Origin of the sequence: Fulvivirga marina (genome assembly GCF_016775155.1) — a bacterium.
GTDB classification, from domain to species: Bacteria; Bacteroidota; Bacteroidia; order Cytophagales; family Cyclobacteriaceae; genus Fulvivirga; species Fulvivirga marina.
Genome location: NZ_JAEUGD010000066.1, coordinates 1 through 15,919 on the forward strand (window position 1 = coordinate 1; position 15,919 = coordinate 15,919).

At 39.2% G+C, this 15,919-nt stretch carries 12 protein-coding genes; 4 read left to right on the forward strand and 8 right to left on the reverse strand.

Going from position 1 to position 15,919, the window contains the following annotated elements:
- Positions 1-431: 431 nt before the first annotated feature.
- The 3 genes from JMN32_RS21045 to JMN32_RS21055 all read left to right on the forward strand — a co-directional run bounded on the left by JMN32_RS21045 (position 432) and on the right by JMN32_RS21055 (position 1,936).
- Positions 432-773, forward strand: coding sequence for a hypothetical protein (locus tag JMN32_RS21045; protein WP_202858357.1), 342 nt, complete (start codon positions 432-434; stop codon positions 771-773).
- Positions 761-1,456 carry a nucleotidyl transferase AbiEii/AbiGii toxin family protein gene (locus tag JMN32_RS21050; protein WP_202858358.1) on the forward strand — a complete coding sequence of 232 codons (696 nt, stop codon included), beginning with the start codon at positions 761-763 and terminating at the stop codon, positions 1,454-1,456. The genes JMN32_RS21045 and JMN32_RS21050 overlap by 13 nt, the downstream gene beginning before the upstream one ends.
- 93 nt (positions 1,457-1,549) lie before the next feature.
- Positions 1,550-1,936, forward strand: a complete 387-nt coding sequence (locus JMN32_RS21055) for a hypothetical protein (RefSeq protein ID WP_238354574.1) — start codon at positions 1,550-1,552, stop codon at positions 1,934-1,936.
- A gap of 1,246 nt (positions 1,937-3,182) precedes the next feature.
- On the opposite strand, the gene JMN32_RS21060 is transcribed toward JMN32_RS21055, so the two are convergent.
- Positions 3,183-3,386, reverse strand: a complete 204-nt coding sequence (locus JMN32_RS21060) for a hypothetical protein (protein WP_202858360.1) — start codon at positions 3,384-3,386, stop codon at positions 3,183-3,185.
- Between JMN32_RS21060 and JMN32_RS21065 the strand changes: the two genes are divergently transcribed.
- Complete coding sequence (locus JMN32_RS21065) at positions 3,373-3,909, forward strand: T9SS type A sorting domain-containing protein (RefSeq protein WP_202858361.1); 537 nt, start codon at positions 3,373-3,375, stop codon at positions 3,907-3,909. The genes JMN32_RS21060 and JMN32_RS21065 overlap by 14 nt on opposite strands.
- A 229-nt stretch (positions 3,910-4,138) precedes the next feature.
- Here the strand turns inward: JMN32_RS21065 and JMN32_RS21070 are convergent, their stop codons facing one another.
- The 7 genes from JMN32_RS21070 to JMN32_RS21100 form a co-directional block, all read right to left on the reverse strand.
- Positions 4,139-4,558, reverse strand: a complete 420-nt coding sequence (locus JMN32_RS21070) for a rhodanese-like domain-containing protein (RefSeq protein ID WP_202858362.1) — start codon at positions 4,556-4,558, stop codon at positions 4,139-4,141.
- Positions 4,559-4,757: 199 nt separating this feature from the next.
- Complete coding sequence (locus JMN32_RS21075) at positions 4,758-8,723, reverse strand: two-component regulator propeller domain-containing protein (protein ID WP_202858363.1); 3,966 nt, start codon at positions 8,721-8,723, stop codon at positions 4,758-4,760.
- 491 nt (positions 8,724-9,214) lie between these two features.
- The gene (locus JMN32_RS21080) at positions 9,215-10,402 is read right to left on the reverse strand and encodes a tetratricopeptide repeat protein (protein ID WP_202858364.1); all 1,188 of its coding nucleotides are present in this window, start codon (positions 10,400-10,402) and stop codon (positions 9,215-9,217) included.
- A gap of 43 nt (positions 10,403-10,445) precedes the next feature.
- The gene (gyrA, locus tag JMN32_RS21085) at positions 10,446-13,016 is read right to left on the reverse strand and encodes a DNA gyrase subunit A (protein WP_202858365.1); all 2,571 of its coding nucleotides are present in this window, start codon (positions 13,014-13,016) and stop codon (positions 10,446-10,448) included.
- Between the two features lie 379 nt (positions 13,017-13,395).
- A complete protein-coding gene (locus tag JMN32_RS21090) occupies positions 13,396-14,460 on the reverse strand; it encodes a hypothetical protein (RefSeq protein ID WP_202858366.1) in 1,065 nt (354 codons plus the stop codon).
- Positions 14,461-14,578: 118 nt separating this feature from the next.
- Positions 14,579-15,190 carry a hypothetical protein gene (locus JMN32_RS21095; RefSeq protein ID WP_202858367.1) on the reverse strand — a complete coding sequence of 204 codons (612 nt, stop codon included), beginning with the start codon at positions 15,188-15,190 and terminating at the stop codon, positions 14,579-14,581.
- A 220-nt stretch (positions 15,191-15,410) separates the two neighbouring features.
- Positions 15,411-15,890 carry a hypothetical protein gene (locus JMN32_RS21100; RefSeq protein ID WP_202858368.1) on the reverse strand — a complete coding sequence of 160 codons (480 nt, stop codon included), beginning with the start codon at positions 15,888-15,890 and terminating at the stop codon, positions 15,411-15,413.
- Positions 15,891-15,919: the final 29 nt, after the last annotated feature.

The window sequence follows — 15,919 nt, forward strand, 5'->3', positions numbered from 1 at the left end:
AACGGGTTTTATATTAAATACTTCGCTACGCTGCGTATTGCGCAAATGTCTAGTTTTGTTATATAATGTTCTCGTGTTATGTTAATATAGCTTAGGAGCATTTTGAAGGGTTATTTTCCTTCAACCCTTCAAAATGCCAAGGACTGGCAATAAAGTTTTGGGAAGGGCTTTTTTTCGACATTCAAGAGGGGGGGCTTACACACTCTTTTGACATTTTTGGATTGAGGGCAGATTTGTGCGAATGGCAAACCGAAGGTTCATGAACCCCTTTGAAAATAAATAATTAGGTGAATAAATGTGTGTGGAAGATTTGGTAAGATTAATTTATATACTTAAGGAATAAAAGATATTGTTAATTCATGTAGTATATAAAATATCTGTTAAAGAACTAACTAATTGTCTATATTGTTGTAAAATTGTAGATATAATTCATGCAGATATACGACAACGATATTGTCAAAGAGCTAAAGGAAGAACTTGTTGAGAAGCATAAAGATTGGCTGTGGTCAAATCGACAGGTTGGAGTTGAGCGAGTAAGTGAGAAGTTATTAATTGAGAAATATCTTCATCATGGCGACGAGCATCAATGGGAAAAGTTAAAAAGAGCTTTTAAAAAAGCTGATATCAAAAGAGTTTGGATTAATTCTGGGGGTCTTTCGGGTTCTAGAAATAACAATCATGAGGTAGCTAGGTTCTTTTTTAGTATTAGAAACCCTGAGAAATACCAAGAAAGAAAACAAAGGGAATATATCGCTAGCTTTTGCAGGGACTAGCAGCAAATACTAAAAAGGTTCTTGAAATAGTCAAAGAGTACAAATTGCTTTCTGATTATTATCTAGTAGGAGGTACAGGCATATCTATACAATTAGGTCATCGTTTAAGTGAAGACCTTGATCTTTTTTATTATAATAAAAATGCTGGTGGAAAATCATTTGAACCACCTTATCGAAAAGAAATTCTAAAGCAATTTAAAAAAGACTTTCAGATTGAGTTTCTTAATGAAACTAAGAACATGAGTCGTTTTACAGCTGACAGTGTAAAAATCGATCTGTATGCAGAGCATCAATTTCATGCACCTAAAAACTTTAATCAAATAGGTAATATAAAATTACCTTCTCTTATTGAGCTGGCTGGAATGAAGATGATCAATTTATTTTTTAGGCAGGTGTATAGAGATTTATATGATTTGACTGCTCTAGCACAAAAATTAACTAATGATGACTTTTATCTAGGCTATACAGCAGTTATGAGTAAGTTTTATCTGGGTGCCAATAAAAAGAACAAAAATGTAAAACGAAACTCGTACAATAATCTAGTAATAAAATTCCTACAGAATAAAGAATATGTTGAAGAAATGGTTAAAGATTTTGACCTAGAAGAATTGGAACCTAAAATGAACTTAACAGAGGATTTGATACTTGAAACTTTTGCTGGTTTTGGAAATATTACAAATTAATTGAATAATGTACCAAATGATTATTTTGGCAATCAATAGTTTATTGGATAATATAAATACGTTCATTATCAGTGAAGTTTTGTTTAGTGAGAAATGAATCAGTGGTCTCAATTCCGTCCAATTTCCAAACTCGATCAACTGGCCGAAACAATTATGAAAACGGCCTTTATCATGTCTGAAGATCATCATGTGATTCAAAGTTATGTAGAACATAAAGGAGCAAATTTCAGGGTAGTTAATCGGGTAGGGGAGTCAGAGTTTGATATTCTCTGTCGTCAGATCAATATTGAAAAAACGAACTACACATTCATCACAAAGTCCGATCTGGAAAGAGGTTTAAGGGATCTTTGGATCGGATTAGTGCTTTTTATAGATGGCCAGAAACCAACAAAATATTTGATTCCTTCAGTGGTTTGGAATGAGCCGAACCAACTCTTGGCTAATTCGGTTCGACTAGTGCCACCTATTTCGGTTTTTTAGTGCCATTGATTTCGGTTCAAACTGTGCCAGTCAGACTTGGCCGTAAGAAGCCAAAACGGTTCGATTTGTGCCAGTGATATTTCAAAGGCGCTCATGAACCTCGTTCCTCGGTTTCCCGAACCAACAACCGAAACTTTGCTTTTCGCTGTGTGTGTGGGATTATGTTAAATAGAAGAATCTAAAAGAGCGTTGGCCAGACAGAATAGCGGGCCAGCGTAGGCCAGTGGGCAGAAGCATTATTACTCATACCCGCAAGGCATGCCGCACAAACCCCTCGTGAACCTTCGGTTTCTGTCTAATGGAGGGTAGGATGCCAAAATACCGGGCGTGCGGTGGCCTGTGGGTGGAAGTGATTATTTTGGCTAGATTTTTTGAATACTTTTTTATCAATGAAAAAAGTATTTGCCTGCCCGGCACGAGGGCAACTGCGAACGCCATTAATAGTAAAACACCTGTGAGCTTTTTTGCCAGTAGCAAGGGGGTTGCTTCACCAATGCATCCTCCTGTCGTCAGCTGCCTTGGTTCGCAATGACGAAACTCGAGCTACAGGCTGTGCCAAAACAAAGCGTTGGCCAGCAAGTGTTTTACAGACAAATTCCAACAGCTGAGAATTACGTATTTGAAAATCGCCTGAACATTCATAAAATAGAACGACACACTTTGGGTGGTTTAGCATTGTGCGACAAATTCAAAGTTGCCATAAGTTACCGGCATTTGCTTAACATAAAACCCTAACGTTATCGCACTGAAGTGACGATAACGGGTTTTATATTAAATACTTCGCTACGCTGCGTATTGCGCAAATGTCTAGTTTTGTTATATAATNAATAGAACGGCACACTTTGGCTGGTTTTTAGCATTGTGCGACAAATTCAAAGTTGCCATAAGTTACCGGCATTTGCTTAACATAAAACCCTAACGTTATCGCACTGAAGTGACGATAACGGGTTTTATATTAAATACTTCGCTACGCTGCGTATTGCGCAAATGTCTAGTTTTGTTATATAATTTATATTATGTTAAATAGATATTTTAACTCCTCCCTGCTCTACGCTAATCTATAACTGCTGATATTCTTCTTCTTGTCTAAAATTCTTACACCAATAAGTACTACCCCGTTAATGCATACGCATCTCATAGATTAAGCTCTTTACACGTCGGCTCAGACTTGCAGCACTTGCACCGACCCTAACAATGACATCACCCGAAGCGGCTCTACACTTACCGCCCGAAGTGCTCAGGCTTACTACTGGCAGGTTTGCAGTGGTTCCGCTACTATCTCAGGTTCGAATACCAGCCGTACGATCACACTGAACCTGCCCTCATGTACATCCTCTACCAGCAAGGTACGGCTGGTTAGATTTACGAATGGTAATTGTGTTGAGTCCTGCCAGGTAATTAGCACTTCCAGTCCATCCTGTCCTCCTTCCAGCGCGTTGTATGTTGGCAATGAAGGTGGCGGTGGGTTATGCACTACCGGCTATGCCTCATTATCCAATGCATATACCAGCTGCGTCGCCTATGTAGACTGGACGTGGGCTCTGGGCGGCCACTCAGGCTCTGCCGGCAGAACCACCACTACACATTGGGTGCCTATTTATTACCCTTCCGGAAACTGGAATAACTACTACCTTGTGGTATATGCAAAGGTAACTTTGGTCAATGGTACTGTTTGTAAACTCAGCAAAAGTTTGTTGCTAAACTGCGGAACGGGTCCTAACCCACTAAGACAAGCTGAACCCGATCAATCTTCCATGTACCCCAACCCTATTAAGGTGCATGGAACTTTAAACCTGAATGACGTAGATGACGTCACCAATCAACTGGAGATTTTTGATATGAATGGCGATTCTAAAGGCACTTATGATATCATCGATAAGTCCATTGACATTGGCAACCTGGAGCCTGGCCATTACTTTATTTTGTATATGAACCAAAAAGGTATTCATAGGAAACATTTCATTGTTGAATAAAGTAAAAAATTGACATAAGAAGTCAGACAGAACAGTCTGGCTTCTTTTTTACTGCTCCCCTTCTATCGCGCGGTTAGTGACTTTTCTATTTAACATAATATTTAGCTTTCAGATCAACAAGTATCTGTATAAATTCCTGACTTAACCTGCACATTAATGCAATGCCTTCGACTCCCTCCATGAAGCACGTAAGAAGAGCTATAATAAAAACGATTAGTAATTTTAAGATTTATTTGGCGGGTAACGGTCCGGTATGCCAGGCTCGCATACCTCCGTCAAGATCATAAATTTGCTTGAATCCCATTTCCTGAAGTTTTGAGGCTGCCTTGGCACTACGACGTCCGGCAGCACAATAAACGGCAACCGGTTTGTCTCTATTCAAATTACTTACCTGACTGTTAAAATCATCAGACCAGTAATCTATATTTATTGCTCCGGGAATTTTGCTCAAGTCGAATTCTTTGGGTGTACGCACATCTACAATTTGCAAGTCTTCCCTCTGCTTCATCAGCTCATGAAACTCAACAATATTCACCAGAGTAATGATCTGCGAAGTTGTATCTGTAAAATTCTTCTTCTGCTCCTTGTGAGAGCCACATGCACCCAATAAACTAGCTAACAAAATCGGAAGCAATACTTTTTTCACCATAACTTAAGACATTAATAAGAATAATCAATTTATGGTATTTTTTTGCTTCACATATAATGGAAACCCTTAGATGGGCATTTTTTTTCTGGTCATGATTACAAAAACGATCTCCCCCCCAGCTGGAGAATAAATGGTAATTTGCTACCCAAATCAGGTTCACCATTCATTATCAGGGGATTGCTTTATAATGACGAAATATTTAAGGTAGCCATACCCGAAAGGTAGTGACATCATGGTTTGTCAGATCAAGTTGAAGGCTACCTTTAAGTTTATCAATAATGATCTTGGATTCGTACAGTCCTAACCCCACACCCTTTGACTCTGTAGTACCTTTTACAAACATTTTAAAAATGTCGTCAGTCAGCATTTCATTAACTCCAACTCCATTGTCTGATATTTCAAGTATTAATTCACTTTGCTGTCTGAATATCTTGGTTCTTATGTATTGTTCCTTTTCCTTCGGGTCTGCATATAGCACTGCATTCTCATAGAGGTTTTCCAATAGCAATAACAACAGCTTAGGGTCGGTTTCTACGTTATCCATTTCTCCGCCAAAAATCTGAAAGTCAATTTCTGATGTATTGATCCTATCCGACACTGATTTCCAGGAGCTTTCAATTGTCGCCATAACGGATGCTTCCTGAATGGTCGGCATTCTCATTTTGATATCATGAATTCTTAGAAGCCTGGACAGCATCTTTTGCATATCACTGGCCGTGTTTTCCATTTTACCCAAATATTCTTCCAGCTTAGGTCTGAACCGGGAGCCCTCCCGCTCCAAAGACTCTTTAATGTCGAGCCGGCATGCATAGCACAACCCCAACAGTCTGGTAATGGGACCTTTAAGGTCATGAGCTGAGCGATAGGTCAGGTGATTGAGTTCCCGGGTCCTTTGCTCGACCATTTCTTCAAGAATTTCATTGGTATTCGAAAGTGACTCATTCTGTTTCCTGATCAACTTTTGCGCCTTTTCCAGGTCCTTACGCTGATTATTGATCTTGCGGTATGCGCCGGCATTATCAAGGGCAATAGATACATATGACGCAAGGTTTTTCAATAGGTCCAGCTCATGCGTAGAATAAACGTTCTTTTCTTTGCTCTGTACCCAGATTAGTCCGGTTACTTGTTCACCCGAAACAAGTGGTAGCACAATTAAAGCACTTAACAGCTCCTCGTGGTAACCTGTATTACCTGATTTTGCATATTCCAAATATTCTTTTTGAACATCTCTCATGAATATTTCCTGCTTATTCAACACGCATTGCACTGATAAGCGGTGTTTTTCGGTTACAGAGATAGGTCTGTGAGACTTACTTTGATATCCACTAAAGATTGCTTCAAAAATGATCTCCCCAAGGCTTTCATCATATCTTCCTACACCAAATTCATCTACGCGCATCAGGGATTGTACATTGTGATATACCTCCCTGATCATTTCTCCCATGGACAATTGCGCTGTGATGTGCTGGCCTATGGTACTCAAAAGGGCTACATTTTGATAGGCCTTTTCTAACGCTTCATTTTTGTCTTTCAGCTCATCGTTAACCTCTTGTATAAACTCCGACTGGCTTAGAACCTCACTGTTGCGCTCTTGGATTTCCAAATTCATTTTTATAAGGTTCTCCGCCTGGCTTTCCATCTCCTCCTTCTGCTTCATGATCTCTCGTGTACGTGAGGCCACTTCATGCTCCAAGGTTTCCTTTTGGCTGCTCAGGTTATTCACGCGAACTTTGTAAATCGTCCAGAGTAAACCCATGGCTATACCTGCCCATAGTACTTTTGCCCAGGGTGTCAGCCACCAGGGAGGTATAATGACAATTCTAATAGAGGCTCCTTTCTCATTCCAGACGCCGTCATTATTTGAGCCTTTTACATGGAATACATATTCACCATGAGGTACACTAGTGTAATAGGCAGTCCGTCTGTTTTTCACATAGTTCCAATCGTCTTCAAGACCTTCCAGGTAATAGGCATATTCGTTTTGCTCCGGTTGCTTGTAATTGAGTGCCGCATAATCAAATGAGAAAAAAGCCTGATCGTATGCCAGTGTTATTTCATGGACTCTTGAAATGTTTTTGTTTAGGTAAAAACCATCCGCTCCCTTCTGTTTGCCAATTGGAACACTTTTATTGAACAATTTAAGATCAGTTACATAGACCGGAGGCACCTTATTGTTGCTTTTAATTTCTGCTGGATCTATGATATTAAACCCATTTATTCCCCCGAAATAAAGCATACCATCTTTACTTTTATAAACAGCACCATGGTTAAACTCATTGCTTTGAATACCATCTTCCAGATAAAAATTTAAAAAAGACTGATCACTGGGGTTAAACCGGGAAAGTCCATAAGTAGTAATCATCCACAGATATCCAAGGTCATCACCGATTACAGAGTATACCGTATTTTTAGCAAGCCCATGCTCTTCATTGTAATTCCTGAAAACGGGTTCCTTCCCTGTTAATAGCACCTCATCAACTCCCCATGCTGTTGCCACCCATAAAGTATCGGGGTGTCTGCTATATACCCCCCATACAGTACTATTAGACAATGAATTATGTTCCTCACTTGGCATAAAGTGATATACTTTCCCTGTTGCCCTATTATAACTAAACAAACCTTTATCCATGGTTCCTACCCAAAATTGGTCATCAGAAGTTTTAGTTATAGAAGTCACAAACCCTGGTATTTCCCGGATATGTTCGAAAACACCAGTTTCTGAATTCAAAATATCCAGCCCCATTCCCCAGGTAGCTACGAATATGGCTCCTGAATCATCATCAATTAAGACATCTATAGCCAGATTATTAGCTATGCTCGTACTATCCTGTGGGTCGTGAACGTAGTGTGTAAATGTATTACTTACAGGATCATACATATTAAGGCCCCCAGCAAAAACTGCTATCCATAGATTACCATTCTTATCCTCAGCCATATCCCAGATCCTGTTACCACTTACCGAAGCTTCTTTGTTCTTTGGGTCAGGCAGCCAATGGCTTACATTTTCCATATTCTTGTCAAAGCGTGTAATGCCTCCCCCACCTGTTCCAACCCATAGCTCACCATTGTCCCATTTATAAAAGCTCCAGGCAGATGGATCATTGAGACCTGCTATACTTTCAGGAGTCTCTTTATAATGTTGAAATTGCGATCCGGCCAGGTCCAACTTACATACACCTCCAATGGAAGTACCCACCCAGAGCATATTGGAGTCATCTTCAAAAAGAGTGTAAATCACGTTATCGCTAATCGAATTTTCATTTTGCGGATCACTTTTGTAAACATTAAATTGAAAAACATTATTTTCCGTATCTATTTGTTTACTTCTATATAGTCCAGCCCTCGTACCAACCCAAAGCGTACCAGCATGGTCCTCAAGTATGGCCTGTACTACTTTTGCATCAGGATCATTAGATTCAGCCGCGGCATGATCCACCGAAATAAAATCGTCCTTTGCTTCATTATAAAGGTATAGTCCGTGGTCCGTTCCTGCCCATATATTTCCAGATCGATCTTCATAAATACCTGCAACTCTATAGGATAAAGCTGTTGAAATAGAGCCTTTGCCTTTACAAAAGTAATTACTAAAACTTTCTTCCCCCATCCTTTTACGGCTCAGCCCGTTTTCAGTCCCTACCCATAAGTCCCCTTTACTATCCTTCAATATTCCATGAACCATATCATCAACCAGACTACTTTTGTCTTTTGGGTCATGTTTGTATTGTTTCTCTACTTTACCGGTTAGGATATTGAACTTGTCAAGTCCCTTGACGGTACCTACCCATATTATCCCAGAAGACAAGCCATGAAAGACATACACATTATTGTCAGATAAAGTAGTGGAATCTCCCGGCACATGCTTATATCGTACAAATACTTCCTGTTCTACATCCATCTTATTGATACCGCTACTGTTGGTTCCCACCCAAATACACCCTGACGGGTCTTCCCAAAGTGCATTGGTATACTGATCTCCAATGCTGGTAGTATCATTCTTATCATAATTGAAATTAAGAAATTGGTAACCATCATAACGGTTAAGGCCTTCTTCAGTTGTAACCCAGATAAACCCCTGGCGATCCTGAATAATCTGTCGAACGGAAGATTGTGAGAGGCCTTCTTGCAATGAGAGTCGTGTAAAGCGCAGGTCCTGAGTTCTGCCCAAACCACTCCACAGTAAAACAAAAAAAAGAATCAACCACTTATAGAGCTTTCTCACAATAAAACGAGACTTTAAGACTACTTATCAATTTAGCAAATAATTCGAAAATGCCTTAGCTTTTCTTATAACTGTTGCCCATAATTCACTGATTAATAATAATTGAATAGCTGCAACCATTATGACGTACGAGCCTATAAGGGCCTTGATTTTCAAAAAAAATTGAATTTCCCAGATTAAAATTTCAGGGAGCGAAGAGCCTCTATGACAAAAAGAGTTAATTAATCCATAACACACATTTGTATTAACTAATTGATTGTCAGTGTCTTCTGGTATTAACTGTCAGCTACTCACTTCTCCAATAACTCATGAAAAGAACATGAGGTTTATATAAAAATTTACTTTTAATAAACGTAAATAACTTACTGAAAATAAGACAAATAAAAAGGCCACACTTCACAGTGTGGCCTTCTCTAAAATCAATGGGTTGTTAATTATTAGCCTTCCTCATCTCCAAGAGACTCAAGCTTCTCAGTCACTTTAAGAGCCTTCTCGTTCATTTTCAATTGGCTATAAGTATATTGTAAAGATTCAAGCGCTACTCTGTTGTTAGGCTCTATCTCAATTACTTTCTCCCAGTAAGGCATAGCCTCTTTTAACTTAGTATTAATGGTTGTCTGCATTTCCTTAGCTTTTTTCAGGTCTGCAGAAGTAATACCCAGGTTATTTTTAACTTTAATCAACTCAACAGCCTCGTTGTAGTTAATTACTGCCAGGTTAAATGTTGCATTGAAGTTTGTAGGATCGAGCTCAACAGCTTTGGCATAAGCTTTTTTAGCTTCTTCTTTATTGTCTAACTCTTCCTGCATTACCCCTAAGGTAAAGTACAAATTGCTGTTATCTGGTTCTTTGGCAATTGCAGACTGTAACTCGGTTTTGGCCTCATCTATTTTATCCATCTGGATTAGAGCATTAATCTCTGATTTTGCAAAGTCTACATTATCAGGGAAATGCTTTTTAGCTTTGCGGATCATCTCAAGAGCCTTTTCGTTATCTTCATTTACAGTACCCTCAATATAAATCAGGTAGTTGTAAACATCTTCACTATGATAATCCAACTTATTGATGAGCTTATAAAAGTTCTCAGATGCTGTTTTATAGTCCTGACCAGACTGAGCAGCTAAACCTGCATAAATATAACCTGTAGTATCTGCTGGCTTTATAAGTTGAGTTTTTGTGAAATATTTAACTGCATCTTCCGTATTCTGCGACTGATAACCTTCTACACCCTTATTCAGGTAGTGACCCCATAATGTTTCCAACTGCTGACTTTTCAGGATAGGCAGCCCGTTAGCATCAGAAATATAATAATCACTTTTTCCTTTATTCATTTCCTCCGCCTTATCAAATGCTTCCATAGCAATCTTTAACGGATTATTCGCCAGGTTTTTATACTGAGGGTTTGTAGTTGTATCTAATGAAGCATAGATCAGGCCTCTGTAGTACCATGTTTTTCCATCATCCTTGGTTTTTTCATGCTCAATAGCCTCATCTATAATTTCTTTGGCCTCTCCAAGATTTCCCTCACTTCTTGCCTTTTCAGCTTGATTAATTTTAGGCTTCTTCTGGCCGAAAGAAAAACCGGCTATAGCGCAAGCAGCCAGTAATAAAATGAATCGTTTCATAATCTATTTGTTCTGTTTTAAATCTATTGGTTTTGGTATAAAGTTATTCTTTTTCTGAGTTGTTTTCCTCTTTGTTATCCGCCTCTTCCTCTCCTGCTCCTTCGCTATCTACGGAATTTTCTTCCGGAAGTATTGGGTTACCATCCTCATCCAATTCTACTTCTTCTTCAATCTTTTCGATCTTTTCAACGGATGAGATCTCATCATTTTCGTTCAACCTGATCAGCTTCACTCCTTGTGTAGCCCGTCCCATTACCCTTAAAGCACTGACTTCCAGTCGAATTGTAATTCCAGATTTATTGATGATCATCAAGTCATCAGAGTCAATTACTTCCTTGATTGCAACAAGCTTGCCAGTTTTCTCTGTGACGTTAATGGTTTTCACTCCTTTACCACCTCTTTTGGTGATTCTGTAGTCTTCTACAGGTGAACGTTTACCATAACCTTTTTCAGATACTACTAACAAATTGGCCTCCTCCCTATTGATACATACCATACCAATAACTCTGTCGTCATCATCTTCCAGCGTAACGCCTCTTACTCCGGATGCCGTTCTACCCATGGAGCGCACGCCCCCCTCGTGGAAATGTACAGCTTTACCGTTTCTCTTGGCTATAACTATATGGTTGTCTCCATTAGTAAGTTTTACATCCAGCAGGCGATCCCCTTCCTTCACGGTAATTGCATTGATACCATTCTGCCTTGGTCTGGAATAAGCTTCAAGGGCAGTCTTTTTAATGGTACCGTTTTCGGTACACATCATTACAAAGTTATTGCTAACGTACTCCTCATCGGTTAGGCTATCTACATTGATTACCGCACGTACTGTATCTCCGGATTCAATATTGATCAGGTTTTGAATAGCTCTACCTTTAGAAGTCTTACCTCCTTCTGGTATGCCATAAACCTTTTTCCAGAATACTTTTCCGAATTCGGTAAATATCAACAGATAGTTATGTGCTCTTGCTATGAATAAGTGCTCTGTAAAGTCATCATCTTTTGTAGACACACCTCTGGAGCCTACCCCTCCCCTGCTTTGAGTTCTGTATTCAGACAAAGGAGACCTCTTGATATATCCCTGATGCGAAATAGTAATTACCATCTCATCATTGGGTATCATATCCTCTATAGAGATATCATCTGCACTGTGTACAATATCGGTGCGTCTTTCATCACCATATCTATCTTTCAGTAAGGTAAGCTCATCTTTAATGATCTGCATTCTTCTGTCTTCGTCAGCAAGTATGTCTTTCAAGTCTTTGATCAAAGCTTGTACTTCAGCATATTCTTTCTGGATCTTGTCTCTTTCAAGTCCTGTTAACCGCTGAAGTCTCATTTCAAGGATAGCTTTAGCCTGGATTTCAGAAAGGCTAAATTTCTGGATTAAACTATCGCGAGCTTCATCAGGATCCTTTGAGTTTCTGATCAGTTCTATTACCTCATCCAGATTGTCAAGAGCAATAAGATACCCTTCCAGAATATGTGCTCTTTTTTCAGCTTCATCAAGCTCAAACTCTGTTCTCCTGATCACGATCTCATGACGGTGATCTACATAATGCTTGATGATATCTTTCAGGTTCAGCGTTTGTGGCCTTCCTTTAACAAGAGCGATATTGTTCACCCCAAAAGAAGACTGTAACTGAGTGTATTTATATAAGTGGTTAAGTACAATATTAGGAACAGCATCCTTTTTCAGATCATAAACGATCCTCATACCGTTTCTGTCGGACTCATCCCTGATATCGGAGATGCCATCTATTTTTTTATCATTGACTAAAGCAGCAGTTTTTTCAATCATGCTAGCTTTGTTCACCATATAAGGTATTTCAGTCACGATAATCTGCTCACGGCCTGTTTTTGTGGTTTCGAACTCAGCTTTGGCTCGCATAACAATACTGCCTCTACCGCTTTCATATCCGCTTTTCACGCCAGAATAACCATATATGATACCACCTGTCGGGAAATCAGGAGCAGTGACATGCTCCATAAGTTCGGCAATGCTGATATCATTATTATCAATATAAGCAGAAATACCATTCACCACCTCTGTCAGGTTGTGAGGAGCCATGTTGGTAGCCATACCTACGGCAATACCCGATGTTCCGTTCAAGAGCAGGTTAGGAAGTTTACCAGGCAGAACAGTTGGCTCTTTAAGGGAGTCGTCAAAGTTAGGCTGAAACTCTACTGTATTCTTGTTGATATCGGTGAGCATTTCTTCAGCTATGCGCTTCAACCTTGCCTCAGTATACCTCATCGCCGCCGGGGAGTCACCATCTATGGAACCAAAGTTACCCTGACCATCCACCAATGGGTACCTAAGCGACCAAGGCTGGGCCATACGCACCATAGTAGAATAAACAGCCGCATCACCATGCGGGTGGTACTTACCCAGTACTTCCCCTACAATTCTGGCAGACTTTTTATAGGGCTTATTATAATTTACTCCCAACTCGAGCATTCCATAAAGGATCCTTCTATGCACTGGCTTTAAACCATCCCTTACGTCCGGTAATGCCCGGGAAATAATAACCGACATAGAATAGTCTATGTAGGCTCCACGCATTTCATCCTCTATATTAATAGGGATGATATTCTCATTTGCTCCTTCAGCCATATATAATGTTAAAGTCCTTTGTTATCAAAAAAATCATGGCGAATTTAAGCAATTCAATCAGCAATTAACAACGTTTCCGTACAATTATTACCTACCACAGTCTTATTGTCTTTTGATGCTCTATATGAGGCTGTAAATGCGTTAAAAACATACTTCATTTTAATGCTCATACCCTATCATTGTAAAGCTTATTCACTTATCCGTATATCCCCAAAAAGTACAATCTCTAAATGTGTATTTTCACCCTATAGGCCTACTTTATTTTCACTGAATAGCTGTACATGGATGGAAAATTCAAATTCAGTTTGTTATACATCAGCCAACTCATCCCAACAAATTAATAATAAGTAAGTTACGTGGAGCTAAAATAGATCACCGATCAATAGGCATGCATCTTCTTTCTGTTCTTTTTCTTGTATTTGATCAGGCGTGGGTAGTTTTCCCCATGGTGTGGGTTTTGCTTTTTATAGAACGGGTGCACTCTGCTTCTATACTCCCTATTTCCGTGCTGATGGTTGATCTGTGTTGTGCATTGTTTCAAAAAGCATTTTCGAAGTTCCGGAATACGATAGGTAAACCCAAAACCAATGTAAAAGGCATTCATAGACTGACTTATGGACAGGTCTGTTTCCGGAATGTTTAAGGTAAAGCTTTTGATATCAAAACTGGGCCTGACGAAAAGTCTGAAATACTCAGACATATCACGTTCTATGGTTGGTCCTATGTTAACATAAATGCCTTTCTGAATTATACTTTTATTGAACTTTTTGGTAAGGTTAAAAGCACCAATGTTGGCATCTATTGACAGGCTGTACTCATAATAACGATATACCCTAACCCCCAGCAAGGCATAATATTTCTTATAGAAAACACTTCCGAAATTGGGCTTGTAAGTACCTATCTCATCTTCAAAGTCAGAGGGTTTAAATTTTCCAGGTCTATGATATTCAAATGTAGCTCCCCCTCCTATTTTATACCTGTCAAACTCCAGATGTATAGACAGATTCAGAGGGATACTCATTCCTGAAGCCTTAAACTTCAAATCAGCAGTATCTGCTTGTACTAAAAAAGAGCTAGCCGGATCAAAGCTAATATTACTGTCGCTTTCAATATCGTTGAACCAATAAGTATAGCCAGTGCTGACATTACCTCCTGCTGCATTAAGTTCTTTATTAAATATTACAGGCGTATTGCCAGGCTGTTGCAATACAGAAAAGTCTGAGAGATCCTGCCTATAAAATGTATTTCCGTATCCTGTTGAGAAAGTAAAATGCAACTTGCTGAGCAGTTTACGTAAGCCGTTGTTATATTCCGGGTCTACATAAAAGTGATCCAATGGAATAGATACATTCTTCTTATCCTGCGCCAATATAGGAGTAGTCGCAGCAAAAGAGAGCAAGTACAAACAAGCCAAAAAAAGTATACGTAAGCCGTTTTTGATCATTTTACGTGTCTTAGGAATCAAAACCAGTGCCACTTTTTATGTCAAGGGCTAATGTAAGGTTTCAATTAGAACTGGCAATATTAAAAAATATTATGCTCACCGCATCACAAAAGCCATGCTATTTAATATCAAATGTCCTGCAAAAGGACTCAAAAACAGGAAGGTCACTGATTCCCAGTTTACCACCAATATCTGAAATCTTATCATATTCCACCTGAGAAATACTGCGGTGATCTACGATATCGGCTTCATCATTTAACACCATGGTGCTTAAAAATCGCACGAAGATGTAAGGTACAGTCATCAAATCCCTGGCAAAGCTTTTGACAGGATCCTCAAGCTTGTTGCCTTTTAATTTCCTCAATCGATCCATATCAAAAGTCGCATCCATGGCAATACTGATAACTTTCAGGAATCTATCTTCCCATGCATCGAAGTTTTTTAAGGCATATTTCATAGCGTGCGCTACAGGGTCTACCTTAAGGAAATACCCACCTTTCGACATTTTTCGAGCCATTTTATTCAATCCCAACTCCTCAAATAAACTAACACTTCCATTAGCCAACGTCAGACCCATTGCGGGTGTCATCATTATGAGTGAAAGAAAATCGTGTTCCGAAATCTCCAGCATGCTGGCCTCTGAAGTTTTGAAATCTTTTCTAGCTTCGAGTGTGGCCTCATGAATCGCCGGGATCTCAATCATTGTAGCTATTTCATTCTCTGAAAACATATACTTAAGCAGTTATCAATGGATAATTATTCAATATAGTACTTTTTTAAATAAAACAAGGACGGAATAAAGTGCCAAACGGTTTACTCAACTTCTTCAAATAAAAAAAACAAATCATTAAGTACTACAACAAACCAGTTTAATGGTGAGTGATGTGGTCCATAATAAAAAAAGCCTGCATATCTGCAGGCCTTCCAATATCTCTGGAGTTATTCAGTGATTAGGCATCACCGTCTTCTTGTAATTTCATTTGAGCTTCGATCTTCTCATACCTTGCTTTCAAAGACTCATCAGAAGCCAACCCTGATTTGATTGCCTTATAGGTCTTTCCACCACCAGGCAACATTTTTGTAGCTAATACCTGCACAACGTCACCAATGGCTTCTTTTCTTTCATTCTGCTGCTTAGTAATAACTTCCATAAATTTCTTTTCAAACTCCTTTGCACCAAGCTCATTAAGTTTAGCTTCATCTCCTTTAGCGGCCGCCAACTCCATATATCTCTTTCCTGTCATACCTTCCTGATTTTTGATCATATCATTGGTAATGTCACTTATTTCTTGCTTCATAGCATCAACCACCTCCATCATCAGGGCATATCTTCTCAAATCCTCGTTGCTAATCTCCTCATCCTGGGCTACTGCTGTATTACCAGCAACAAACAACATAAATGCAACGAATAGATAACTTAACTTCTTCATGTGTCAATCTCTTTAATGGGTAATTAAAA